The 24819-nt window shown below is 71.6% G+C and carries 24 protein-coding genes; 13 read left to right on the top strand and 11 right to left on the bottom strand.

Features of this window, described 5'->3' with window-relative positions:
• The coding region (locus AB0J36_RS14225) for a hypothetical protein (RefSeq protein ID WP_363660699.1) at positions 1 to 556 on the top strand (556 nt) is incomplete at its 5' end.
• A 14-nt stretch (positions 557 to 570) separates the two neighbouring features.
• On the opposite strand, the gene AB0J36_RS14230 is transcribed toward AB0J36_RS14225, so the two are convergent.
• Positions 571 to 2196: a glycoside hydrolase family 43 protein gene (locus AB0J36_RS14230; RefSeq protein WP_357133000.1), complete on the bottom strand. Its 1626-nt coding sequence runs from the start codon at positions 2194 to 2196 to the stop codon at positions 571 to 573.
• Positions 2197 to 2449: 253 nt separating this feature from the next.
• Between AB0J36_RS14230 and AB0J36_RS14235 the strand changes: the two genes are divergently transcribed.
• From AB0J36_RS14235 to AB0J36_RS14250, 4 genes are read left to right on the top strand one after another with little or no spacing between them, the layout of a single operon-like run.
• On the top strand, positions 2450 to 3745 hold the full coding sequence (locus AB0J36_RS14235; RefSeq protein ID WP_357133002.1) for an extracellular solute-binding protein: 1296 nt from the start codon (positions 2450 to 2452) through the stop codon (positions 3743 to 3745).
• 52 nt (positions 3746 to 3797) lie between these two features.
• Positions 3798 to 4796: a sugar ABC transporter permease gene (locus AB0J36_RS14240; protein WP_357133004.1), complete on the top strand. Its 999-nt coding sequence runs from the start codon at positions 3798 to 3800 to the stop codon at positions 4794 to 4796.
• Complete coding sequence (locus tag AB0J36_RS14245; protein WP_357133006.1) at positions 4793 to 5632, top strand: carbohydrate ABC transporter permease; 840 nt, start codon at positions 4793 to 4795, stop codon at positions 5630 to 5632. Before AB0J36_RS14240 ends, AB0J36_RS14245 begins: the two co-directional genes overlap by 4 nt.
• A 54-nt stretch (positions 5633 to 5686) precedes the next feature.
• Positions 5687 to 6703 (top strand): LacI family DNA-binding transcriptional regulator, encoded by a 1017-nt coding sequence (locus AB0J36_RS14250; RefSeq protein WP_357392652.1) that lies wholly within the window; start codon positions 5687 to 5689, stop codon positions 6701 to 6703.
• 44 nt (positions 6704 to 6747) lie between these two features.
• Here the strand turns inward: AB0J36_RS14250 and AB0J36_RS14255 are convergent, their stop codons facing one another.
• The 4 genes from AB0J36_RS14255 to AB0J36_RS14270 are packed head-to-tail and all read right to left on the bottom strand — an operon-like array spanning position 6748 to position 10160.
• The gene (locus AB0J36_RS14255) at positions 6748 to 7353 is read right to left on the bottom strand and encodes a response regulator transcription factor (protein ID WP_357133009.1); all 606 of its coding nucleotides are present in this window, start codon (positions 7351 to 7353) and stop codon (positions 6748 to 6750) included.
• Positions 7350 to 8516 carry a sensor histidine kinase gene (locus AB0J36_RS14260; protein ID WP_357169297.1) on the bottom strand — a complete coding sequence of 389 codons (1167 nt, stop codon included), beginning with the start codon at positions 8514 to 8516 and terminating at the stop codon, positions 7350 to 7352. The genes AB0J36_RS14255 and AB0J36_RS14260 overlap by 4 nt, the downstream gene beginning before the upstream one ends.
• A complete protein-coding gene (locus tag AB0J36_RS14265) occupies positions 8513 to 9244 on the bottom strand; it encodes an ABC transporter permease (protein WP_357392653.1) in 732 nt (243 codons plus the stop codon). The genes AB0J36_RS14260 and AB0J36_RS14265 overlap by 4 nt, the downstream gene beginning before the upstream one ends.
• Before the next feature lies 1 nt (position 9245).
• Positions 9246 to 10160 (bottom strand): ABC transporter ATP-binding protein, encoded by a 915-nt coding sequence (locus AB0J36_RS14270; RefSeq protein WP_357392654.1) that lies wholly within the window; start codon positions 10158 to 10160, stop codon positions 9246 to 9248.
• A 283-nt stretch (positions 10161 to 10443) separates the two neighbouring features.
• On the opposite strand from AB0J36_RS14270, the gene AB0J36_RS14275 reads away from it, so the two are divergent.
• A complete protein-coding gene (locus AB0J36_RS14275) occupies positions 10444 to 11244 on the top strand; it encodes an SAM-dependent methyltransferase (RefSeq protein ID WP_357133018.1) in 801 nt (266 codons plus the stop codon).
• A 53-nt stretch (positions 11245 to 11297) separates the two neighbouring features.
• Here the strand turns inward: AB0J36_RS14275 and AB0J36_RS14280 are convergent, their stop codons facing one another.
• Entirely contained in the window at positions 11298 to 14099 is a 2802-nt protein-coding gene (locus AB0J36_RS14280) for a M14 family zinc carboxypeptidase (protein ID WP_357392655.1), read from the bottom strand.
• A gap of 168 nt (positions 14100 to 14267) precedes the next feature.
• Here AB0J36_RS14280 and AB0J36_RS14285 point away from each other — a divergent pair, with 168 nt between their 5' ends.
• Positions 14268 to 14630, top strand: coding sequence for a hypothetical protein (locus AB0J36_RS14285; protein WP_357133022.1), 363 nt, complete (start codon positions 14268 to 14270; stop codon positions 14628 to 14630).
• Positions 14631 to 14720: 90 nt separating this feature from the next.
• On the opposite strand, the gene AB0J36_RS14290 is transcribed toward AB0J36_RS14285, so the two are convergent.
• From AB0J36_RS14290 to AB0J36_RS14300, 3 genes are all read right to left on the bottom strand, one after another.
• Positions 14721 to 16046, bottom strand: a complete 1326-nt coding sequence (locus AB0J36_RS14290) for a glycoside hydrolase family 18 protein (protein WP_357392656.1) — start codon at positions 16044 to 16046, stop codon at positions 14721 to 14723.
• 117 nt (positions 16047 to 16163) lie between these two features.
• Entirely contained in the window at positions 16164 to 16583 is a 420-nt protein-coding gene (locus AB0J36_RS14295; protein WP_357133026.1) for a PPOX class F420-dependent oxidoreductase, read from the bottom strand.
• Positions 16584 to 16687: 104 nt separating this feature from the next.
• Complete coding sequence (locus tag AB0J36_RS14300; protein WP_357392657.1) at positions 16688 to 17098, bottom strand: VOC family protein; 411 nt, start codon at positions 17096 to 17098, stop codon at positions 16688 to 16690.
• A 119-nt stretch (positions 17099 to 17217) separates the two neighbouring features.
• On the opposite strand from AB0J36_RS14300, the gene AB0J36_RS14305 reads away from it, so the two are divergent.
• The 4 genes from AB0J36_RS14305 (at position 17218) to AB0J36_RS14320 (ending at position 21496) form a co-directional block, all read left to right on the top strand.
• Positions 17218 to 18126, top strand: coding sequence for an NAD(P)-dependent oxidoreductase (locus AB0J36_RS14305; RefSeq protein ID WP_357133030.1), 909 nt, complete (start codon positions 17218 to 17220; stop codon positions 18124 to 18126).
• A 53-nt stretch (positions 18127 to 18179) separates the two neighbouring features.
• A complete protein-coding gene (locus AB0J36_RS14310) occupies positions 18180 to 19379 on the top strand; it encodes a low temperature requirement protein A (RefSeq protein WP_357133032.1) in 1200 nt (399 codons plus the stop codon).
• A gap of 155 nt (positions 19380 to 19534) precedes the next feature.
• Positions 19535 to 20440, top strand: coding sequence for an acetyltransferase (locus tag AB0J36_RS14315; protein ID WP_363660700.1), 906 nt, complete (start codon positions 19535 to 19537; stop codon positions 20438 to 20440).
• A 78-nt stretch (positions 20441 to 20518) separates the two neighbouring features.
• Positions 20519 to 21496, top strand: a complete 978-nt coding sequence (locus AB0J36_RS14320; protein WP_363660701.1) for an alpha/beta hydrolase — start codon at positions 20519 to 20521, stop codon at positions 21494 to 21496.
• A 61-nt stretch (positions 21497 to 21557) separates the two neighbouring features.
• Here AB0J36_RS14320 and AB0J36_RS14325 read toward each other — a convergent pair whose 3' ends face one another.
• On the bottom strand, positions 21558 to 22661 hold the full coding sequence (locus AB0J36_RS14325) for an aldo/keto reductase (protein ID WP_363660702.1): 1104 nt from the start codon (positions 22659 to 22661) through the stop codon (positions 21558 to 21560).
• A 109-nt stretch (positions 22662 to 22770) separates the two neighbouring features.
• Here AB0J36_RS14325 and AB0J36_RS14330 point away from each other — a divergent pair, with 109 nt between their 5' ends.
• The gene (locus AB0J36_RS14330) at positions 22771 to 23400 is read left to right on the top strand and encodes a TetR/AcrR family transcriptional regulator (protein ID WP_363660703.1); all 630 of its coding nucleotides are present in this window, start codon (positions 22771 to 22773) and stop codon (positions 23398 to 23400) included.
• Positions 23397 to 24131 (top strand): alpha/beta hydrolase, encoded by a 735-nt coding sequence (locus tag AB0J36_RS14335; protein ID WP_363660704.1) that lies wholly within the window; start codon positions 23397 to 23399, stop codon positions 24129 to 24131. Before AB0J36_RS14330 ends, AB0J36_RS14335 begins: the two co-directional genes overlap by 4 nt.
• 22 nt (positions 24132 to 24153) lie before the next feature.
• Here the strand turns inward: AB0J36_RS14335 and AB0J36_RS14340 are convergent, their stop codons facing one another.
• Complete coding sequence (locus AB0J36_RS14340) at positions 24154 to 24753, bottom strand: DUF305 domain-containing protein (RefSeq protein ID WP_357133042.1); 600 nt, start codon at positions 24751 to 24753, stop codon at positions 24154 to 24156.
• Positions 24754 to 24819 lie beyond the last annotated feature (66 nt).

The following is a 24819-nucleotide window of genomic DNA, read 5'->3' on the forward strand; positions in this document are numbered from 1 at the left end:
GCGGGGCCCGCGCCCGCGCCCCCCCCCCCCGCCCGCCCCCGGCCCCGCCGCCGCGCCCACCACCGGCGGCGCGGTCGCGCCGACGGCGAGCGCGCCGCCCGCGCCGGCCCGCGGAAAGCTGCGCGGGTACGGCACGGTGCAGCAGCTCACCGAGGCCGCCGACCTGGTGGTACGCGGCCAGGTCACGTCCGCCGGCTTCCGGGTGGACGAGGTGCTGCGGGCCAGGACCGATTCCGGGGTACGCCCCGGAGCGTCGATCACGCTCGCCAGCCTCGACGCCGGGGTGGCCGACATGGCCCACATGTCGACCCTCGACGTGGGTCAGCACGTGGTCCTCTACCTGTCCCAGGACGCGGGGACCGCGACGCCGACGTACCGGACGCTCAGCGGCGACTTCGGCATCTTCGACGTCACCGGGTCCGGCGACGACGCCGTCGCGGCCACCCGCTCGCCGGCCATGGCCGTCACCGGCCTGCGCACCGAGGACGCGACGGCGTCGGGCAACGGCTTGCGCACCACCCTCGGCGAGTTGCGCGCGGTCGCCCAACGGCCGTGAGGCGCCTCGCCAGGTCAGTGCTCCCGGTAGGTGGCGTGGTCGAAGTCGGCGTACACCCCGTCACCGCCGAGATCCTGCACCCACAACCCGACGAAGGCGCCGGTGAAGCCCCACGCCGCCGGCTCCCCGTCGATGATCAACGCGGCGTGCTCGTCGGACAGGATGGTCGCGTCCAGGTCGACGGGCAGACGCTGCCACCCGGCCCCGAGGTCGTAGTCGAAGCGGACCACCGGCCCGTCGAACACCGCCCGCAGACCGACCCGGGTGACACCACTGGCGTCGACGGTCAGCTCCGGGTACGGGGTGCGCCGGCCGTTGTCGGAGCTGAGCAGCTCCAACACCGTACGGCCGTCGTCGGCACGGGTCAGGTAGAGGTGGTGCCAGTTCAGGGTGTTGTAGTACGCGGTGATCCCGGCGAGCTGCCGGTGGTCGATCGGGTCGAACTCGACGACCGTCTCCAGCGAGCAGTGCGTCGCCCCGACCCGTCGCGCGACCAGGCTCGGCGCCTGGCGACCCACCGGCGACTGTCCACCGTGCACGCGCAGGTGCGAGGGACGGGAGCGCAGGTCGACCCAGTCCGGGGTGGCCGGCCGGCGCAGCGTCGACCAGCAGGATTCCAGCTCGGCGGCGTCGAAGCCGTCGGTGGCGGGCTCCTCGGGCCACGGGTGCGGAGACAGGTCCGGAGCGACGACCTCCTCGGCCGGGACCCCTCCGGGGATGCGGGGCCAGCCACCGTCCGGCCACTCGACCCGCTGGATCGCGGTCTCCCGCCCGAGCACACAGTTGCCCAGGGGTGAGTAGGGGCGACCGACCAGGTGGGCCAGGTACCACCCACCGTCGGGGGTCTGGACCAGACTGCCGTGCCCGGCCTTCTGCAGGCGCAGGTCGGGGCGGCCCACCGAGGTGAGCAGTGGCCCGTCCGGGTCCACCTCGTACGGGCCGAACAACTCCCGCGAGCGCGCCACGGTGACCTGGTGCTCCCAGCTCGTGCCGCCCTCGGCGGTGATCAGCCAGTACCAGCCGTCGTGGCGGTACAGGTGCGGCCCCTCGGTCACCCCGACCGGTGTGCCGGTGAACAGGATGCGGGGTCGGCCGACGAGGCGCCGCGCCGCCCGGTCGTACTGCTGGATCTCGATGCCGCCGAAGCGGTCCCGGCCCGGACGCCAGTCCGCGCTCATGCTCAGCAGCCAGCTGGTGCCGTCGTCGTCGTGGAACAGGGCGGCATCGAAGCCACGCCCGTGCAGCTTCACCGGGTCGGACCAGGGCCCGGCGATGTCGGGCGCGGTGATCAGGAAGTTCTGCGGATCCCAGTAACCGCTGGCGAAGCTGGCCACGTCACTGTAGACGAGGTGGAACTGCCCGTCGTGGTACGTCAGGTCGGGCGCCCACACCCCGTTGGAGTCGCCGCAGCCGCGCAGATCCAGCAGGCGGCGGTCGGTGATGATCCCACCCAGTGGGCGCCAGTTCACGAGGTCGCGCGAGTGGTGCACGCGTACCCCGGGATACCACTCGAAGGTCGAGGTGGCCAGGTAGAAGTCATCGCCGACGCGCAGGATCGACGGATCCGGGTGGAACCCGGCGAGGACGGGGTTGCGGATCGACCAGGCAGCGGTCGCCACGTCAGCGGTGTCGGTCGACACGGGGGCTCCTCTGTGCGGTGCGGCTGTGAAACTTCCGGAAACTTGCGGGACCAGATCACTGGAAGCCCCTCGTACGGTAGCCGGTCTTATCGCGATAGGACAGGGGTCTTGACCGCTGGGGGAACTGCTCGTAGCGTCCCGGCCATCGATCGGTAATACCGACGAAGCAATGAAAGTTCCGGAGATCCAGGTTCGAACCCTTGCCGGCTCGGCCGGCGTCCGAGCACACCGTGAGTCCCCGAAGGGATGGATCATGACAGCGCACCTTTCCCGCCGATCGCTGCTCGGCATCGCCGGCGCCGGCGCCGGCGCCTACCTGCTCAGCGCCTGTAGCGGCGACGACAAGTCCAGCGACCCGAACGCGGCGCAGACGATCAACTGGTGGCACATCCAGAACACCGAGCCGATGCTGCCGGTCTGGGCCGCGATGGCCAACGAGTACAAGACCGCGCACAGCAACGTCACGTTCACCATCCAGCCGCTGGAGAACGAGGCGTTCAAGGCCAAGCTCACCACCGCCACGCAGGCCGGCGACCCGCCGGACCTCTTCCAGTCGTGGGGCGGCGGCGTGCTCAAGCAGCAGGTCGACGCGGGTCTGGTCAAGGACCTCACCGACGACGTGAAGGACCTGGTCAGCGGCATCCTGCCGGCCGCCATGGGGCCGTACACGATCGACGGGAAGATCTACGGCATCCCGTTCGACATCGGCATGGTCGGGTTCTGGTACAACAAGGACCTCTTCACCCGCGCCGGCATCACCGAGCCCCCCACCACCTGGACCGCCCTGCTCGACGCGGTCCGCAAGCTCAAGACCGCCGGCATCACCCCGGTCGCCATCGCCGGCAAGGACAAGTGGCCAGCCCACTTCTACTGGTCGTACCTGGCGATGCGCATCGGCGGCGTCGGCGCGCTGCAGAAGGCCGTCGACGACAAGAACTTCGACACCCCCGACCTGACCGCCGCGGGTGAGCGGCTCAAGGAGCTCGTCGACCTGCAACCCTTCCAGAAGGGCTTCCTCGGCGCCGAGTACGGCTCCCCGGACGGGCAGGCCGCCACCATGGGCAACGGCGGCGCGGCCATGGAGCTGATGGGTCAGTGGGCGCCGGCGGTACAGGCATCCAGCTCGACCAGCAAGAAGGGCATCGGCGACAAGCTCGGCTTCTTCCCGTTCCCCGCCGTCGATGGCGGCAAGGGCACCGCCACCGAGGTGTTCGGCGGCGGCAACGGCTTCGCCGTCGGCAAGGACGCCCCGCCCGCCACCATCGACTTCCTGAAGTTCCTGCTCAGCGTCGACAACCAGCGCCGGTCCGCGAAGACCGGCGCGGTTCTGCCCACGGTCAAGGACGCCACCGACGCCATCAGCGACCCGAACAACAAGGTCGTCGCGGAGACGCTGGCCAAGAACACCGGCTTCCAGCTCTACCTCGACCAGGCGTACGCGCCCGCGCTCGGGCAGCAGATCAACGACAGCGTCGCCGAGATCATCGCGGGCAAGAAGGCGCCCGCCGCGATCCTCAAGGACATCACGCAGGTGGCGAAGACCGTCTGATCGTGACCCCGTACCCATCCGTAGCCGGCGATAGAAACCGAGTGGAGCAGGCATGACCAGGCCATCGACCGTGTCGTACCCAGGACGCGGCGACACGGCGACAGATCCGCCGGCACCGGGGCCGGGCACCGCGCGACGGCGCGGCCGCCAGCCCCGGCCGGGGCGGGGTGGCGTCCTTGCCGTCTTCCTGACGCCCGCCCTGACCCTGTTCCTGCTGCTGGTCATCACGCCCATCCTGGTGGCCGCCTACGCCAGTCTCTACAAGTGGAACGGCTTCGGGCTGCCGGAGAACTTCATCGGGCTGGACAACTACACCCGCGCCTTCGGTGACCCGACCTTCCGCGGCGACCTGTGGCGCGGCCTCGTGCTGGTGCTGCTGTCGCTGACCGTGCAGCTGCCCGCCGCGCTGGCCCTGGCGATGCTGCTCAACCAGCCGCTGCGCGGCCGAGCCGCCTACCGGCTGATCTTCTTCGCGCCGTACGTGCTCTCCGAGGTCACCACGGCGGTCCTGTTCACCCTGGTGTTCTCGCCCAACCGGGGTCTGGGCGAGTCGGTCTCGAAGTTCCTCGGCGCGGAGGCGGGCGCGGTCTTCGCCGACCCGTCCACCGTGCTGTACGCCGTCTTCCTGGTGGTGTCCTGGAAGTACTTCGGCCTCTACATGATGCTCTTCCTGGCGGCCCGGCAGGGCATCCCGAAGGAGCTGTCCGAGGCCGCGGTCACCGACGGCGCCACCGCGTGGCAGGCCTTCCGCCACGTCACTCTGCCGCTGCTCGGGCCGACGATCCGGATCAGCATCTTCCTGTCGGTCATCGGCACCATCCAATTGTTCGACATGGTCTGGGTGCTCACCGGCGGCGGTCCGATCCACTCCTCGGAGACCATGGCCGTCACCATGTACCAGTTCGGTTTCCGTCGGTTCGAGGTCGGCTACGCCAGCGCGATCAGCATGATCATGTTCCTGCTGAGCCTCGTCTTCGCCCTGTTCTACCAGCGCGTCGTCCTGCGTCGGGACACCGCGGGCGCGATCACCAACCAGGGAGGCCAGCGATGACCGCCAAGACCAGTGGCGCCCAGCGGACCCGCAGCATCGTGCTGCACCTCGTCTGCATCGGCGTCGGCGCGCTCATCGTCGTGCCGGTCTGGTTCGGTGTGATCGGTGGTTTCAAGGACAACGGCCAGCTGTCGACCAACCCGCTGGGCCTGCCCGACCCCTGGGTGCCGTCGAACTACACCGATCTGTTCGCCTCCGGCGTGTTCTGGCGGCAGCTCGGCAACAGCCTGCTCATCGCCATCAGCAGCACGTTCATCGTGGTCGCCGCGGCGGCGATGGCCGCGTTCGTCTTCGCCCGGTACGCCTTCCGGGGCCGCGAGTTCCTGGTGACCCTGTTCGCGATCGGCCTGATGTTCCCGTTCGCGGTGGCGATCCTGCCGCTGTTCGTCCTGCTGCGCTCCATCGGCCTGCTGGACAACCCGCTCGGCGTCATCCTTCCCCAGGCCGCCTTCGGGCTGCCGATCACCATCATCATCCTGCGTCAGTTCTTCCGGACCATCCCCGCCGAGGTGGAGGAGGCCGCCGTCCTCGACGGCTGTAGCTCCTTCGGGTTCTTCTGGCGGGTCCTGCTGCCGATGGCCCGCCCCGCGTTGGCCACCGTCTCGGTCCTGGCCGTCGTCACCAGCTGGAACAACTTCATGCTCCCGCTGGTCGTCTTCAGCGATCAGAGCTGGTGGACCCTGCCCGTCGGGGTCCAGGCGTTCCAGGGGCAGTACGCCGACGACACCGCCCGGGTGCTCGCCTACGTCGTGCTGTCCATGCTTCCCGCGCTGGGCTTCTACGCCGTGGCCGAACGTCAACTGATCGGCGGCCTCACCGGCAGCGTCAAGGGGTGACGACACCGGATCACCGACCGACCTGAAACGCCCCGCCACACGAAGGAGCGGACCGTGGGCTCCGACAACGGCCGAAACGTCACCATCGCGATGATCGCGCGACTGGCCGGTGTCTCCGTGCCCACGGTCTCGCGGGTCATCAACGGTCGCACCGACGTCGCTCCCGATACCCGGGAGCGCGTCGAGGCCCTGCTCAACCAGCACGGCTACCGCCGACGCACCCAGGCCAGGCGCACCGAGGCCGCGCTGATCGACCTGGTCTTCAACGACCTGGACAGCCCGTGGGCGGTGGAGATCATCCGCGGGGTGGAGGACGTCGCCCGCGCCAGCGGCGTCGGCACCGTCGTCTCCGCCATCCACTGGCGCATCTCCTCGGCCAAGCAGTGGCTCGACAACATGCGTACCCGATCCACCGAGGGCGTCATCTTCGTGACCTCGATGGTGAACCCACCACTTCAGGCGGAGCTGCGCCGGCTGCACCTTCCCGTGGTCATCATCGACCCCGCTGGCGTCGACCCGCAGGAGTCACCCACCATCGGCGCGACCAACTGGGCGGGCAGCCTGAGCGCCAACCAGTATCTGATCGGCCTCGGTCACCGCCGTATCGGCTTCATCGCCGGGCCGCCGCACCTGATGTGCAGCCGAGCCCGGATGGACGGCTACCGCGCGGCTCTGGGGGCCGCCCGCATCGCCGTCGACGACGCCCTCATCCGGCCCGGCAACTTCTACCACGAGTCCGGCTTCACCTCGGGTACGCAGCTCCTGGCCCTGCCCGACCCACCCACCGCCATCTTCGCCTCCAGCGACCAGATGGCCCTCGGCGTCTACGAGGCGGTCCGCAAACGTGGCCTGCGGGTGCCCGACGACATCAGCGTGATCGGCTTCGACGACCTGCCCGAGGTCCGCTGGTGCTCCCCACCGCTGACCACCGTCCGCCAACCCCTCGCGGAGATGGGCATGCTGGCGGCCCGGACGGTACTGCGGCTCGCCGGAGGCGAGAAGACCGAGAGCCCGCGCATCGAACTCGCCACCGAACTCGTCGTGCGCGACAGCGCCCGCCCACCGCGCTGACCCCGGCCGGTCCGTGCGGAGCGGACCGCGCGGGCCGTGCCGCCTCAGAGCCAGCCGTTGGCGCGCGCGGTGCGGGCCGCCTCGATGCGGTTGCGGGTGGCGGTCTTGCCGATGGCCGCGGACAGGTAGTTGCGCACGGTGCTCTCGGACAGGTGCAGCGCGGCGGCCATGTCGGCGACCGTGGCGCCGTCCACGGCGGCGACCAGCACCTCGCGCTCCCGGTCGGTGAGCGGGTTCGGGCCGGCCGCGAGGGCGGCGGCGGCCAGCGTCGGGTCGATCACCCGCTCGCCGGCCAGCACCCGTCGGACGGCCACCGCCAGCTCCTGCACCGGCCCGTCCTTGACCAGGAAGCCATGGGCGCCGGCCTCCATGGCCCGGCGCAGGTAGCCGGGGCGGCCGAAGGTGGTCAGGATCAGCACCCGGCAGGACGGTAACTGGTCGCGCAGCGCGGCGGCCGTGTCGAGGCCACTGCCGTCGGGCATCTCGATGTCCAGCAGCGCCACGTCGGGGCGTACCCGAAGAGCCTCGCGCGTGGCCTGCGCCCCGGTCGCGGCCTCGGCCACGACGTCGATGTCGGGTTCGAGGTTCAACAGCAGGGCCAGCGCGCCGCGCATCATGCCCTGGTCCTCGGCGAGCAGGAGCCGGATCACGACGCCCACCGTCCGGTGGGGGCGTGGGGGAGTCGGGCGGTGAGCAGCAGGCCGCCGTCGCGCGCCGGGCCGACGTGCAGCGTCCCGCCGGCCTGCGCCAACCGTTCGGTGAGGCCACGCAGGCCGTTGCCGTACCGCGGCCGGCCACCCACCCCGTCGTCGCGAATGGTCAGCACCGCCTCGTCGGTGTCGGCGGTGACCTCGATGTCGCACCGCGACGCCCGGCTGTGCCGCACGACGTTCGTCACCCCTTCCCGCAGCACCCAACCGAACGCGTCGTCGGCCTCCACCCCGAGCTGCCGGTCACCGCCCCTGACGCTGACGGTGATCCCGACGTCGCCCAGGACCGTACGGACGCCGTCGAGTTCCCGGGCGAAGCTGCGTTCCCGGTAGCCGGTGACCGCCTCGCGCACCTCGGCGAGCGCCGTACGACCGATCCGCTCGATGTCCGTCGCCTCGGCGACGACCCGCCGCGGATCGGTCGGGGCGAGCCGGCGCACCACCTCCGCCTTGACCACCACCAGCGACAGCGTATGGCCCAGCAGGTCGTGCAGGTCCCGCGCGAAACGCAGCCGCTCCTGCTCCACCGCCGTGCGGGCCAGCTCCCGTTGGGTACGCCGCAGCTCCTCCACCAGCCGGGCCGTGCGGGCGAACGCCAACGTCAGCGTGCCCCCGAGCACGGTGATCAGCGCCATCTGGGCGGTCTCGGTGGCCGGCAGCCGATGCGCCGCACCGATGACCACGATGGCGGCGACCGATCCGCCGACCCACCCGAACCCCCAGGCCGGACGTACGAAGGCGACCGCGCCGGCCGTGGCGACGTACAGGAACAGGACCAGCCAGCCCTCCGGCCCGCCGGCGTACGCGGCGGCGAGCCCGACCGCGAGCAGCGCGAACACCACGAGCCCGCCGTGGTGCACGGCCGGTCGGACGGTCAGGTCGGCCACGGGTACGGCCACCAGGGCGAGGTAGAGCAGCGCGAAGACGACCAGCCCCACCGCCGCCGGCAGGGCGGGGCGCACCTGCCCGTGTGCGATCGCGGCGGCGGGCGTCAGCAGCAGCCAGAGCCAGAGAGTGTGCGCGGCGACGAGCACGAACCCTTGCCGCCTCCGGCGGGGAGCAGCCGTACCGGACGACATGGTGGACACCGTATCGGGGGTCACCGGTGAATGGTGGACCGCCGGTACGCCCACGCCGCCAGGGCCGTGAACGCCACCGTCCACCCGGCGAGCACGGCGAGTCCCGACGGGGTGGGCGTCAGCCCGGCGGCCGAGCGCCAGCCGAGTTCCGCGAACCGGTACGTCGGCAGGGCGTGTGCCAGCTGACGCAGCACGGCGGGGAAGTAGGCGACGGGCACCAGCAGGCCGCCCAGCACCGACAGGCCGAGGAAGGCGAGGAAGTTGACCGGCTGGGCGAGCTGCGGGCTGAGGCCGTACCCGATGGCGAGCCCGAGCAGCGCGAACGGCACCGTGCCGACCCACATCAGCAGCAGCAGCGCGACCCACCGCGCGGCCCCCAGCTCGACGTGGTGCGCGAGGCGTCCGGCGCAGCCGACGGCGATCACCGACGGCACCCCGCTGAGCGTGCAGACGAGGGCCTTCGCGGTCACCGCCCGCCAGGCGGGCAGTGGGGTGACGCGGAGCTGGCGCAGCCAGCCCGACGCCCGCTCCTGCGAGACCGCGGACCCGACCGAGAGCACGCCCGCCACCGCGCCGTAGCCGGCCAGGCCGACCATGAGGGCCACCGCCGCGTCGACGCCCTCCACCCGGTCGCCGTCCGGACCAACCCCGGAGAAGATGAGGTACGTGACCACCGGCGCGAGGACGGTGAACAGCAGCAGCCGTGGGTCGCGGGCCAGTCGGCGCAGTTCGAATCGCAGGTACGCGCGCACGTCAGTGCTCCGTCGGTGTCGCGGTGCGGGTCGTCGGTGTCGCGGTGAGGGCGAGGAAGGCGGCGTCCAGGGCGGCGGTGGTGACCTCCAGGTTCTGGAAGCCACGCGTGCCGGCCAGGGCGAGGACGGTGGCGTCGGCGTCGTCGGTGGTGAGCGCGACCCGGCCGCCCCGGACCTGCACCGACCGGACCCCGGGAAGCGCGTCGAGGCCGTCGACCGGACCGCCGTCGAGGTCGAAGGAGACGGTACGGCCGCCGGCCAGCGCGCGGATCTGGGCGGGCGGCCCGTCGGCCACGACCCGCCCCGCGGCGAGTACCACGACCCGGTCGGCGAACTCGTCCGCCTCGTGCAGGTGGTGGGTGCTGAACAGGACGGTGTGCCCGTCGGTGGTGTACCGGTCGATGGCCGCCCAGAACGTCTGCCGGGCGGCGACGTCCAGCGCGGCGGTGGGTTCGTCGAGGACCAGCAGGTCCGGGTCGCCGGCCAGCGCGAACGCGAACCGGGCGCGCTGCGCCTCGCCGCCGGAGAGTTTGTCGAGGCGGCGGCCGGCACGCTCGGTCAGCCCGGCCAGCGCCAGCACCTGGTCGGTGGCCATCGTTCGCGGGTAGAGCGCCCGAGCCAGGTCGACGACCTCGCGGACGGTCGCGCTGGACGCCCAGCCGGCGTCCTGGAGCATCGCGCCCACCTGTCCCGCCCGGACCGCCTCGGCCGGCGGCCGACCGAACACGGTGGCGGTGCCGCTGTCCGGTCGGTCCAGACCCAGCATGATCGAGATCGTGGTGGACTTGCCGGCGCCGTTGGGCCCGAGCAGGGCGACCGTGCTGCCCCGCGCGATGGTCAGGTCGAGCCCGTCGACAGCTCGGACGGGACCGAACCGCCGGGTGAGGCCGTCGAGGCGTACGGCTGTGTCATCCATGCCTGTCACGCTATTCAGGCGCGCGGGGCGCGGGCAGAGTCACCGGTACGCGGTCGGCCAGGACATTTGTCCCGGGCGCGAACCGGTGCGTGCTCACCGGGCCAGCCGGGCCTGGGCGACTGACGTTCGACACGAGCGGCCGAGGCCACCTGTCGGTGAGCCTGATGCCGGTGAGTCATCTAGATGACTCACCGGCATCAAGCTCATCAGGGTACGGCCGGGGAGCCGGCCAACCATTGTGGACGCTATGCTGCGGGCTCCGCGGGGGGAGAGGTGGTCGACCATGACGCAGTCGGAGCCCGGAGTGAACCTCCAGACCGACAGACCGAACGCGGCGCGCATGTTCGACTACTACCTCGGCGGCAAGGACAACTTCGCCGCCGACCGGGCCGCCGCCGAGATGGTGTTGCAGGTCGCGCCGTGGATGCCCGAGGCGGCTCGGCAGGGCCGCGACCTGATCGCCCGTACGGTCCGCCACCTCGTCGAGGAGAAGGGCGTGCGGCAGATCCTGGATCTCGGTTCGGGGCTGCCGACCCGGGACAACGTGCACGAGATCGCCCACCGCATCGACCCGGCCGTACGCGTCGTCTACGTCGACAACGACCCCGTGGTCTGCGCCCACGGGCGTGCCCTGCTCGCCGACGCGGCGACGGTGTCGGTGGTGCAGGCCGACCTGGGTCGACCCGCCGAGGTGCTCGGCCACCCGGAGGTCGCCGCCGCCATCGACTTCGACAGCCCGGTCGCGGTCCTCATGATGTTCGTGCTGCACCTCGTGCCCGACGAGCAGGCCCCGCAGCGCATCGTGGCGGCCTACCGCGACGCGCTCGCCCCCGGCAGCTACCTCGCGCTGTCCCACGCCAGCACCGACGTGCACCCCGACCTGATGGCCCGCATCTCGGCGATCTACGCCCGCGCGAACACCCCGTTCGTGCCCCGCAGCCACGTCGACGTCAGCGGGTTCTTCGGCGACTTCGTCCTCGAGCCGCCCGGCCTGGTCAACATGTGGCCGTACCCCGAGCCGCCGGCCACCGTCGACGCGGACGTCGCCCGCACCGGCTACAGCGGCGTGGCCCGCAAACCGTAAGCGCCCGCCCCGACATCAGCCGGGGCGGGCGCTTGGCCGGTGCCGCGAACCGGTCAGGCGACCACCGACCGCAGTGGCACTCCGGCGGCGCGCAGCGCGCGTACCAGATCGTTCGTGAAGGGGTGTTCGTCGGCCTGGAGGCCCCGCGGGTTGGGGATCACGACGTACGCCGAGGTGTCCTTCGCGGTCGTGCGCGCGTCGGTGGTGAAGCGTTCGACGACGGCCCGCGCGCGGGGCAGGTCGGCCGCCGCGACCTCGATGGTGATCGGCCGCCAGCCGCCGCCCAGGTCCGCCGCGACCGGCGCGGCGGCGGCGCTGGCCCGCGCCGCGTCCCCGCCCGGCGCGCGTCGGGCGTCGGGCGCGCCCGGCGGGTAGAGCAGCGCGTTCGCCACCAGGTGCAGACCATTTTCGTTGTACGCCCGAAAGAGCGGGTTGAACGCGAACAGCACCGCCCGACCGGCGCCGGTGGGTTCGTCGACAACGGCGGCCGTGCCCTTGAGGATGTCCGCGCCGACGGTGTAGCCGTTGGCCCAGAACGTGTCTCCGCTCGGGTAGCTGAGCACGTTCGTCCCGGTGCTGCTCGGGGTGAGGATCGGGTCGCTGTTGTTGAACTCGAAGTCCTCGGCGGGACGGCCCAGGGCGACCGGGTTGTCGGTGTCGACGTCGACCCGCAGGTGTGAGCCGATCACCAGGTAGTCGACCGGTCTGGTCTTCTCCGTGGTGGAGGTGAGGCCGGCGGCGCGGGCCAGCCGGGTGCCCTCGTTGCGCAGCCCGAGGTAGGTGTGGCCCTGGGCGATCCAGTCGCGCAGGTTGGCCTGGCCGGCGGCGGTCAGACCGCCGGTGGGGCTGCTGCCGTCGGGGACCAGCAGCACGGTACGTCCGGTGAACGCCTCGGTGTTGTCGTTGATGTCGGCCGTGGTGACCGGCTTCAGGTCGAGTCCCCACCGCTTGCCGAGCACGTAGCGGGCCTCGCCGTGCGAGCCGGACGTGGTGGAGACGCCGGTGCCCTGGAACAGCCCGACGTCGGGCAGGGCGAGTGGGGTGCCGGTGGGGCGTCCGCCCGGTGCGAGGGTGACCCCGGCGGCCTTCGCCAGGTCGTCGACCGTACGGCTCACCCTGCTCGCCGGGACGGCGACGGTGTTGGTCGCCAGGTCACGGGTCAGCGGCATGCCCCGGCCGAGCAGGGTGAAGGTGAGTTCGGCGGCGGCGGCGGAGTCCAGCGGGTACGTGTAGGAGCCCCACGGCCACGCCAGCCCGCTCCGGCCGCCGGTGATGCCCCGCACCAACTGGGCCTTCGGCCGGACGTTGTCGACCGTGTAGATGGTGGAGACACCCATCAGCAGCGGGTTGCTCCAGGACGACACGTCGTAGAAGTACGGGAACGGGACGTACGGATCCTCGCCCATGATGGCCTGAATCCAGTGCTTCTGCGGCTGGTCCATGGGGATCCAGTACGCGCCCTTGGGCACCGTGACGTTTGTGGCGCTGCGGCCCCCGAAGACGCGGGCGGTGGGCACCCGGGTGGGCTTCTGCACCTCGTACACCTCGACGTCCATTCGGCGCAGCCGCTCGACGAGCCGGCGGACGTCGGCGAGCTGCCGGTCGGGCAACAGGAAGTACGAGCGGATCGTCACGTCGGGCACCGGGAACTGGACCTCGTTGGTGGGCTGCACCACCTCGTTCGGTTCGAGGGTGCCCGCCCGGCCCTGGGCCAGCGCGTCGGTCCAGATGTCGAAGTAGCCGTCCAACACCGCACGCTTGTTGGCGGCGGCCCAGCCGAGCGTCGACCACTGGGTGTGGAACTGCTGCTGCACCCGGTCGGCGACGGCCGAGGCGCTGCCCTTCTCGTACGTCATGCCGGCCGCCCCGAAACCGGTGGTCGGCACGGTGTCGCCGTAGCCCATGAAGAACATGTCGTACGTGTCGTAGTTGAAGTAGCACTCGGTGGTGACGGTGTCGTCGCAGGCGCCGTTGTAACCGAAGCCGGCCTTGTTGGCCTCGCCGATCCGGTTGATCCAGTCCACGGCCTCACCGGCGATCTCGTGGTGGATCGGGTCGGCGTTGGGCGGGAAGAAGTACTGCCGGCCGCCCATCTCGTGCGCGTCCACGTACACCTGCGGCGGATAGCGGCGCAGCAGTTCGAGCTTGCCGTCGGTCTCCTGCTGGGTGCGGGAGAACCAGTCCCGGTTCAGGTCGAAGCCGAACTCGTTCTGCCGCCGGGTCGCGTCGCGGCCGTCCGGGTTCTGCGTCGGCACGATGACGGTGACCAGGTTGTCGTTGCGCCGGGCGACCTCGCAGGACAGGCCGGCGGCCAGCTCGTACAGGGTCTTGAGGGCCGCGTCGGTGCCGCTCTTCTCGCCGCCGTGCACGTTCGCGGTGATCCAGACGATGGCCGGGCTGTCCTTCGCCGTACGGGCGGCCGTCCGCGCGCTCGTCCGGCGGGGATCACGCAGGTCGCGTACGTCGTCGGCGATCTTGCGCAGCGCGGACGGGCGCACGTTGCGCTCGTTGGACACCACCGCGTACGGCAGGGGCTGCCCGAGGACGCTGGCCGCCAGCACTCCGGTGACGACCCGCTCGGAGGCGCGGTCGACGGCCCCCAGGTAGGTACGGACCTCGTCGTTGGTCACGACCCGTTCCTGGCCGAGGCCGAGGGGGAAGCCGAGCGTCGCCTCCGGGGTCGGGACGGTACCCAGCCGGGCGGTCGGATCGCTGCTGCACGTCGACGGTGGGGCGGCGCTCGCCGGTGCGGTGCCGCCGAGCAGGGGAGTCGTGCCGAGCAGGAGCGTGATCGCGGCGGCACCCGCCAACCGCCTCGGAGGGACCGTCCAGAACGGACGCGACGATGGGGCCATGTCTCGGGTTCCCTTCTTGGGGGAAAGCCTCGCAGTGGCCGGAGCCTATGGACGGGCCGACACGACGGTCAAGGCCTGATCGACTTCGGTGAGTGCGTGGGATGCCGGGTCGGGGACCGGCTGGCAGGATGGTGGTGTGACTCAGCGTCGTCCTGGAGGAGGCAGAACGTGCCGGAGACGATCACCATCGCGGTTCGTCCGGATCGTCCGTCTGTCGATGTCCAGCGCTCGCTCGCGTCCTGGCTGCGCGCCGACGACCGGCTGCGCGACGGGGTGACCACGACACCGCCGACCGATGAGACGTCAACGGACGGCACGGACGTGCTGCGGGTGGCGATCGGCAACGCCGGCACTGTCATGGTGCTGGTCCAGGCGGTCGCCAGTTGGTTGACCCACCGCCGCGAGGACGTGACGGTGCACCTCGTTCTACCCGGCGGATCGTCGGCCGAGTTGGACGTCCGCCGGGCGCGGGACATGGACCAGGTGACGGCGCTCATCGAGGCCGCGGTGCGCGCGGTGGCCCCGGAGTAGGGCCGACCCCCTGATCACTTGATGCGGAGCAGTTCGGGAACCGGTACTGGCAACTGCTGGTCATCAAGTGATCAAGGGAGCCGCGCGGGGTTACCGGGTGGTTAGGCCGAGGCCGATCGTTTTGGTGAGGGTGGCGCTGTCGTCGTCGCCGTCGAGCGACCAGACCATCGCCCCGCCCAGGCCGGCCCGTCGGATGTAGAGCGTCTTCTGCAACACGACGGCCGGGTCGTCGTACGTCCAGAGGGTCGTACCGTCGAACAGCCAGGCGTGCCCGGCGCGCAGGTCGCGGTGCACGGTGTAGCCGTTTCCGGCCAGGTTCTTGAGGTTCTTGTAGTCCTCGTACCCGGCCTCGAAGGCGGCCGGCGCGGGCCCGGCGGCCGGCTGGAACAGGCCGTTGCCGCCGCCGGTGACGCCGGTCCAGCCGCGACCGTAGTAGGGGATGCCGAGGACCAGCTTGTGCCGTGGCGCGCCACGGGCGATCCACCCGTCGACGGCCACCTCGACGGAGAAGTCCGGGTTGTCGGGCGAGCCCGTGGGCACGCGCAGCGCCGACTGCTGGTTGGCGCGGGCCTCCCAGCCGCCGTGGAAGTCGTACCCCTGCACGGTGGCGAAGTCCAGGTACGTGAAGATCTTGCGGCCCTCGTAGCCGGCGTCCATCGTGGCCGGGTTGGCCGGCAGGAAGGCCGTCAGCGGGTGGTGCGAGCGGGTGGTGCGACCGTACGCGTCGAGCTGCCGGCGGAACTCGGCGAGCAGCTTGGTGAAGTTCTCCCGGTCCTCGGGGCGGATGACGTTGCCGGGCTCACCGTCCCAGTTGGGCCACTCCCAGTCGAGGTCGACGCCGTCGAAGACGCCCGCTCCGGCGCCCGGCGCGCCCGGGAGGTTGCCCTTGAGGTACAGGTCGATGCAGGAGGCGACGAACGCCTTGCGGGAGGCGTCCGTGCGGGCGGCGTTGGAGAAGTACGTCGACCAGCTCCACCCGCCCAGCGAGATCAGCACCTTGAGCTGGGGGTGCTTGGCCTTCAGTTTGGCGAGCTGGTGGAAGTTGCCGTTGAGGGCCTGGCCGGGGGCGTCGGCGACGCCGTCGACACTCTCCTCGGCGGGCACCGGCCGCTGGTAGTCGGCCCAGGCGTCGCCCTCGCCCGGCCCGCCGTCCAGATAGCAGCGGCCGTCCTCGCTGATGTTGCCGAACGCGTAGTTGACGTGGGTGAGGCGGCTCGCCGCCCCGGACGTGTCGAGCTTCTTGACCGGGAAGGCCCGGCCGTAGATGCCCCACTGGGTGAAGTAGCCGACGCGGTGGTAGCCGGGCTGGCGGTCGGGCTTGGCGGTGGCGCTCGCGGCGGCGGGCGGGGCGGCGGTGATCAGCAGGGCCGCCAGGGCGACGACGGCGGTGAGGCGGCGGTGGCGCAATGGACGCATCGGCACTCCCACGACTTATCAAACAGAATTAGTAAAGACACTTATCTGATTGATGAAGTTAAGCCGATCACGCTCTGCGGTCAAGAGCAGCCCGTCCGCCACCGCCGCCCCGGTCGGTCAACCGACCTGGCTGTTGTCCTTCATCGACCCCCAGCCGTGCCACCGGTCGATCTCGATCAGGGCGCTGACCCGGCCCCGATCACGCCGGGGATAGGGATTGCCCATGTAGTGCCGGGCCAACCGGTCAATGTCCGTGAAGTCCTCGTCCACGCGCAGCTCGGCGACGTGCCCGACGATGCTCACGTGGGTGTACCAGCCAGCCTCGTCCAGCACGGTGAGCGAGACCCGGGGATCGTTGCGGACGTGCTCCAGGCGGCGGCGGCTCTCGTCCATGTTCACCAGGATCCGGCCGTCCTCCCACAGGTACCAGGTCGCGGCGGACACCGGCTGACCACCATTGCGAAGCGTGGTCATGACAGCCGGGTTCGGCTTCTTGAGCATCTCGACCGCGGCCTCGGGAAGCGGTGGCTTGGACATGGGTCTCCTCCTCGCGTGGAACAGCTACCCCTGCACCGTACGCACCGACGGCCGGTGGTCGGGCGACATGCCGGCTGGTTCGGCGCGGCGGGGGATCCGAGGGCTCAGCGCAGTTCCTGGATGCGGACCATGTTCCCGGCGGGGTCCCGGAAGGCGCAGTCCCGCACGCCGTACGGCTGTTCCGTCGGCTCCTGGACGACCTCCACGTCACCGGACTGCACCTTCTCGAAGGTGCCGTCCAGGTCCCGGGTCGCCAGCAGGATCCACCCGTAGGTGCCCTTGGCCATCATCTCCGCGATGGTGCGCCGCTCGTCCTCGGTGATCCCCGGATCGGCGGCCGGGGGCGCCAACAGGATGGACGTGCCGGGCTGCCCGACGGGGCCGACGGTGATCCACCGCATCGTGCCCGTTCCGACGTCGTTGCGGACCTCGAAGCCGAGGGCGTCGCGGTAGAAGGCCACCGAGGCGTCCGGGTCGACGTGCGGGAGAATGGTCGTGTGAATGGTGATGTCCATGCTGGTCATGCTAGGGAGGGCCACCAGCGGTGACTTCTCGATTCCTGATCGGTGCGGCGGGTGGTCGCCGGTACGCACCCGCGTGCGGGCCACCGGAACGGGCCGGTAAGGATGGCTCCATGAGCGATCCCGTACTCCCCGCACGTGTCGTCGTCACCGGCGCCACCGGCAAGCTCGGCCGCGCCGTGGTCGCCCACCTGCGCGGCGTCGGCGTCGACGTGCTCGCGGTGGACCGTGCGGGCGGGCGCGACCCCCGCGACGTCGACGGCGAGTTCCTCCTCGTCGACCTGACCGACTACGGGCAGGTCGTCGAGGCGTTCACCGGGGGCGCGGACGAGCACGCCGGTGGCATCGAGGCGGTCGTGCACCTGGCCGCCGTTCCGGCGCCCGGGCTGATGTCGAACGCGGTCACGTTCGCGAACAACTCCGCCGCGACGTACAACGTCTTCGCCGCCGCCCGGGCGGCCGGCATCAGGCGGGTGGTGTGGGCGTCGAGCGAGACGGTGCTCGGCCTGCCGTTCGACACCCCACCGCCGTACGCGCCGGTCGACGAGGAGTACGCGCCCCGGCCGGAGTCGACGTACTCGCTGAACAAGGCCCTTGAGGAGGAGATGGCGCGGCACTTCTGCCGGTGGGACCCGGAGCTGGTCATGGTGGGTCTGCGCTTCTCCAACGTGATGGACGTCGAGGACTACGCGCCGTTCCCGTCGTTCGACGCCGACCCGCGGGCGCGGCGGTGGAACCTGTGGGGCTACATCGACTCCCGTGACGGCGCCCAGGCGGTGGAACGGGCCCTCGCGTACGACCGGCCGGGCGCGGACGTCTTCATCATCGCCAACGCCGACACCGTCATGACCCGCTCCAGCGCCAGCCTGCTGGCCGAGGTCTACCCGGGCGTCGAGATCCGTAAGGAGCTGGGCGAGCACGAGACCCTGCTCAGCATCGACAAGGCGCGGCGGGTCCTGGGCTACGAGCCCCGGCACTCGTGGCGCGACCACGTCGAGCCCGCTGCGGGCGATCCGGCCTGACGAGCGGGCGTACCGGGATAAAGTTCCCTAAACCGGTACGAGGGGGTGCGGCCATGCTGACGCGCACCTGGATGCGCGGGCTGGCCGACAGCACGAGCCCGCGTTCGGCGACCGTCCTGGAGCTGTTGTTCGACATCGTCTACGTCTTCGCGCTCGCCCGCCTCGCCGGGCGGGTCGCGGACGACCTGACCATCGTCCGGCACACCCTGCTGTCCGAGGCGGGGCAGACGCTGCTGTTCTTCACGGCCATGTGGATGATCTGGTCGCTGAACGCGCTGGTGGCCAGCACCTACGACCCGCGCCGGGTGGACCTGCAGGTCCTCCTGCTCGCCACCATGTTCGGCACGCTGGTGCTGGCGGTCTCGCTGCCGCAGGCGTTCGGTCAGCGAGGCATGATCTTCGCCTGCACGTACGTCGTCATCCAGCTCGGCAGGCCGCTCTACCTGGTGTTTGCCCTCCGGGGTCATCCGGCGCAGATGTTCTCGTACCGGGTACTGACCTGGCACGCGGTCTCCGGCGCGCTCTGGATCGGTGGCGGCCTCGACGGCGGCCTCGGTCGCGGTGTCTTCTGGACGCTCGCGCTCGGCATCGAACTGGTCGGTGCGGCCTTCAACTGGCCCGTGCCGCGCATCGGCCGCGCGCCGATCGCCAGCCTGGTCTCGGTGTCCGAGGTGCACCTCGCGGAGCGGTACAACCAGTTCTTCATGATCGCGCTGGCCGAGGTGGTGCTCGAAGCCGGCGCCGCCGTCAGCTTCCCGGGCTTCTCGACCGAGCGGACCATCGTCCTGGTGTCCGCGTTCGTCGCCACGGTCTCGTTCTGGCGGATCTACTTCTACCACGTGGGGCCGGGCCAGCAGGCCAGCGGCAGCGCCGGCGGGGAAGGGCTCCAACTGTCGCGACTGGCGAGCTACAGCCTGCTGTTCATCGTCGGTGGCATCATCTGCACCGCCGTCGGTTTCGGGCAGGTCATCGAGGATCCGCATCCGCCCATCGACTGGGCGCTGGTGGCCATCATCTTCGGTGGTCCGGTGCTGTTCCTGATCGGCCGCAGCTTCCTGGAGCGCCGGTACCAGTCCGCGCCGCGCTGCCAGATGTTGTTTGTCGGCGCTGCGGTGCTGGCGGTGGCGGCCCTGCCCAGCGTCCTGCTCCCGCCGGTCGCCGTGACCGGCCTGGCGGCGCTGATCCTGGCCGGGATCGCCGTCGCCGACGGGCACGCCCACCGACGCGGCGCGCAGACCAATCCGACGCTGTGAGCCGGGGTGTTGAACGCCGACGGCGCCTCCCGTATGGTGGCGGCACGCCGTCGAGCCGAGAGGAGGTCAGAACAATGTCCGATGTTCTGCGCCCCCTCCGCGCACCGGCGTCCGCGCGGATCTGACCCGGGGCGTTCGCTTTCCGGAGGTCCGCCATGACCAGTCTGCTCATCCGCCCGCTCGTCGCGGGCGAGGAGAACCTGTTCGACTCCATGACCGATCCGCTGCCCCAACTGCGGCAGATCCCGTACGCCGACGGCATCGCCGGCGGCGGCTACCGACCCGAGACCACCTGGATCGCCCTGCGCGACGGCCGGGTCGTCGGCCGGGCCGCCTGGCTCCTCCCGCCCGGGGCCGTCGGCGCCCCCTGGCTGGAGCGGTTCGACCTGGCCGCCGAGCCGGAGGTGGGGGCCGCGCTGCTGCACGCCGCCCACGAGGCGCTGGGAGGTCCCGGTAGCTACTACGCGGCGCTGCCGGCGCACTGGCGGCGTCGACCCGAGGTGCTGGCCGTGGTCAGCGCGCCGATGGAGGCGGCCCGGCTCGCCGGCCTGGTCGAGGTGGGTGAGCGGCTGCGCTGCTCGTGGACGGGCACGCCGCTGCCGGCGACCTCCGGCCGCTACACCTTCCGGCCACCCGTCGACGTGGCGGAGATCAACGCCCTGGTCGCCCGGATCGCCGAGCCCGACGTCCTGACCGGCAGGGAGATCGCGAGTGCCGTCGCCGGAGTTGACCTGGCTACCGATCCGGTGGCCTGGCTGGGGGAGTCGCCCGACGACTGGCGGGTCGGCGTGGCGGACGGGCGGCCGGTGGGGCTGGTCGGCACGGCCGGCGACGCCTGCTATCCACTCCTGGCGTACCTCGGCCTGTTCGACGACGCGGCGCGCGGTGAGCTGCTGACCGAGGCGGTCCGGGTGCTCGCCGCCGGTGGCGCGCGGGAGGTGATCGCCGACGTGGACGCCCACCGCGTCGCGGTGCTCGCGGAGCTGGAACGCACCGGATTCCGGCAGCTCCGCGCCCGGGTGCTGTTCGAACCGCCTGCCTCGCCGGGCGGGACCGCGTAGTCCCTGCAGGGTGCGCCCCGGGTCACCGGGGCGCGCCCCCGCGGCCGTGCCGACGTCACCTCCTGTCAGGATCTGCCCATGCCGGAGTTCCTCACCCTCGTCGTCGGCGCGACGGCGCTGGTCGCGGCGGCGGTCGCCGGGCTGTACCTCTGGCCGCTGGGGCACCGGAAGCTGCGGCTCGCACCGGCGTCACCGCTCGACTTCGATGCCGCCACCGCTGCCGCGCAGAGCACCACGGCGGCAGAGGCCACGGATCCGCGGGTGCGGCCGGAGTCGCGCAGCCGTCTGCTGAGCCACGGCTCGCGTTCCGCGCGGGCCGTCCTGCTGCTGCACGGCTACACCATGGCGCCGGAGCAGTACGACGCGCTGGCCGAGGTGTTCTTCGCCCGGGGCTACAACGTGTGGATTCCGCGGGCCCCGCACCACGGCACCGTCGACCGGCGGGCCCACCACCGGGTCGGGGCCGGCGAGCTGACGGCGTACGCCCAGCAGGCCGTGACGGTCGCGGCGGGCCTGGGGGACGAGGTGGGCGTGGTCGGCATCTCCGGTGGCGCGGTGCTGGCCACCTGGCTGGCCCAGACCCGGGGGGACGTCGTACGGCGGCTGTTGGTGCTGTCGCCGTTCTTCGGCCCCCGGCAGGCCCCGGCGTTCGCGGTCCGGCCCCTCATCACGCTGTACGGGCGGCGCGTCCTGCGCGACCGGGTCACCGCGCGCGGCTACTCGCTGGCGGCGGTCACACGGTACCTGACGATCGTGCGGTCCCTGCCGCGTACGGCGCGACGGACCGGCCTCGTGAGCGCGGCCGTGGCGATCAGCCCGCTCGACACGGTGGTGGATCCCGCCGCGGCAGTGCGGGTGCCCCGCCGGATCGCCCGGGCGAACGGCATCGACCTGCGGGTGTACGCCCTGCCCGAGTCGCTGGGGGTTCGCCACAACACCCTCGACCTGACCGCGCTCGACGACCGGGCCGCCGACGTGTTGCGGCGCTACGTCGACCTCTACGAGGGCTCTTCGGCGTCGACGACCTCAGCCGCCGTGGGCGGCCAAGGGTTGTGACCCACGCTGGGGTGCGGCGGTGCGCCGCGCGCAAGCAGCGGCACACCGCCTCGACGCGTGGCTACCGCGCGGTGTCGGCAGCGGCGTTGACGACCTGCGGGGCGTAGCCGGCCGGCTTGTCGCCGATGGAGAGACCCGGACTCACCACCCAGGACTGGTACTGCGGGGTGAACATGCCGTACGGCAGCCCGAGGTTCGGGGCGCTGGCCTCGTCGAGCCGGCGACGGGCGTCGGCCGGGATCTCGAAGTCGAGCGCCTCGAAGTTGCTGGCGACCTGCGCGGCGCTGCTCGCGCCGATGATCACCGAGGCGACGGCGGGCTGGGTGGCGACCCAGTTGATCGCGACCTGTGCCATGCTGCGGCCCAGATCGGCGGACACGCTCTCCAGCGCGTCGATGACCTGCCAGTCGCCGGGGCTGATCTCCCGACCCCCGGCGTTGGGAGTGGTCAACCGGCCAGACCCGCTCAGGCCCTCGCCGCTGCGCCGGTACTTGCCGGTGAGCAGGCCGCCGGCGATCGGGCTCCACGCGGTCAGCCCCATGCCCAAGGTCTGCGCCATCGACACGAACTCCGCCTCGACGCCGCGGTTGACCAGGGAGTACGGCAGTTGCAGATTGATCAGCGGGGCCAGGCCGTGCGCCTCGGCGTAGCTCTGCGCGCGGGCCGCGTACCAGGCCGGTACGTCGGAGAGGCCGGCGTACCGGATCTTGCCGGAGCGCACCAGGTCGTCGAGGGTGTGCACGACCTCCTCGACCGGGGTGATCCGGTCCCAGGTGTGCAGCAGGTACAGGTCGATGTAGTCGGTGGCGAGTCGGCCCAGGGACGCCTCGACGGCCCGGATGATGTGCTTGCGGCCGTTGCCGCTCGCGTTCGGGTCGCCCGCGTCGATGGTGTTGGTGAACTTGCTGGTGAGTACGAGTCGATCGCGGACACCGGCCCGGTCGATCAGGCGGCCGAGGATCTTCTCGCTCTCCCCGGCGGTGTAGAAGTCCGCCGTGTCGACGAAATTGCCGCCCGATTCGAAATACTGGCGGAAGATCGGCTCGGACTCCTCCTCGGTCTTGCCGTACGCGGCGTGGAAGCCGTCGACACCGAAGTTCATCGTGCCCAGCGCGAGTCGGCTCACCCGCAGGCCGGACCGTCCGAGCAGGTAGTACTGGTTCATCGTCGCGTCCTCCCGGTCGCTGTGCGGTCCTCGGAGCGGGCCGCGCGTTCACGACCTTGGCTCGCCAGAAATGGACCTGCAAGTCCAAAACCCGAGCTAGGGTGAGGCCATGACTCGCGCGTTGACCCGCAAGGGCGAGGCGACCCGGGCGCGGATCGTCGCCGGCGCCGCCGCCGAGATCCGTGAGCGCGGCGTCGACGAGGTACGCCTGGAAGATGTGATGGCCCACACGGGCGCCAGCAAGGGTCAGCTCTTCCACTACTTTCCGGACGGCAAGGAGGAGTTGCTGCTCGCGGTGGCCCAGCACGAGGCCGACCAGGTGCTCACCGACCAGGAGCCGATGCTCAGCAATCTGACCTCCTGGCCGGCGTGGCAGGCGTGGCGGGACCGGCTCGTCGAGCGCTACCTCGCGCAGGGCGTGAAGTGCCCGCTCAACGGGCTGCTCGGCCAGACGGGTCGGCGCGCGCCGGGCGCGCAGGCGATCGTGACCGGGCTCATGTGGCGCTGGCAGGACAAGATCACCGAGGGCATCCGGCACATGCAGTCGACCGGAGACATCGCTGCCGAGGTGGACGCCCACCGAACGGCGGCGGCGCTGCTGGCCGGCATCCAGGGCGGCGTCCTGCTGCTGATCAACACCGGAGAGGTCGACCACCTGGAGGCCGCCCTGGACCTCACGCTCGACTCGCTGCGGGCCGGCCGCAGCGGCAACCCGAACCGGGAAGAGGCACCGCAGTGACCGACGACAACCGACCGCCATTGGTCCTGATCCACGGCCTGACCTACGACAAGAGGCAGTGGGACCCGGTGCGGCGCGAGCTGGCGGCGATCGACCCGGACCGGCGGATCCTCGCCCTCGACCTGCCCGGTCACGGCGACGCGCCCCGGCGGGACTCCTACCGGATGTCCGAGGTCGCCGAGGTCGTGCACGCCCGGGTGACCGAGGCGGGTCTCGGCACGCCGATCGTGGTGGGGCACTCGGTGGGCGCGGTCGTCGCCACGACCTACGCGGCGCACTATCCGGTGCGGGGCGTGGTCAACCTGGACCAGATCCTGCTGCCCGGCCCGTTCGGCGCCGCCGTACGCGAGGCCGAGCCGACGCTGCGCGGCCCGCAGTGGCGGCAGGTGTGGGATCGCATGCTGGCCGGTATGGGCATCGAGTCGTTGCCGGCCGAGGCGCGGGCGATCGTCACCACCGCGACCGACCCCCGGCCGGATCTGCTGCTGGGGTACTGGGGCGAGATCCTGCACTCCTCCGACGAGGACATCGCCGCCGCGCGCTCCGGTGACCTGCGGTCGATCGCGGAGCGGGGAGTTCCCTACCGCTGGGTGACCTCGTCCGAGCCGCCGGCTCGTTACCTCGCCTGGCTGACGGGAGTCCTGCCGGAGGTCGAGGTCACCGTGCTGCCCGGCAGCCACTTCCCGCACCTGGCGGAACCGGCGACGATCGCCCGGCTGCTGGTGAGCTGAACGCGGCGGCGGGCCCGAACCGTCAGGTCGGCCGGGGCGTTCCCGGTGGTCGGTCGAGCTGGTCGAGACGGGCGAGATCGCCGTCACCGGCTCGGATCACGGCCGCGGCCAGCGCCGTGGTGTCCGGGTGGACGCCGGCCCGCTGCTCGGCAGCGGCGATCTTGACCGTCTGCGCGAGGTGCGCCCGCAGATGCGTGGCGAGCAGCCGCTGGAAGGCCTTCCCGGTGGCCGACCGGAGCGCGGCCAGCTCGTCGGCGGTGATCATGCCGGGCATGTCGTGACCCTCGTGCGGGTTGGTCGTCGGCGCTCCGGCCTCGCCGAGCAGGTCACGGGAGCGGGCCAGGTCGGCCCGGTTGCCCGCCTGGACCCGCGCGGCCAGCCCGCGCCAGGTCGGGTCGGTGGTGTGGGTGGGCACCAGGTCCAGCACCGGGAGCAACCGTTGCGTCATCGCCGCCGTGAGTTGCAGCCAGGCGATGTCGGTGGGGCTGAACGCGCCGGTCGACGGGGCGGCGACGGCCGGCGTGGAGAGCGGTGGTGCCGCCTCGTCCGTGCTGCTCGACGGTCCACCGGCGCAGCCGGCGGCGAGTACCGCTGTCATGAGCAACGCGACCTGCACGCGCATGCCTCCTCCTTCCGGCGCGGCCTCCCGAGGAGCGGGGGACGACCCGGCAGGACCGGGCCGTCCCCG

Source organism: Micromonospora sp. NPDC049662, from assembly GCF_040675055.1.
In the GTDB taxonomy this organism is placed as follows: Bacteria; Actinomycetota; Actinomycetes; order Mycobacteriales; family Micromonosporaceae; genus Micromonospora.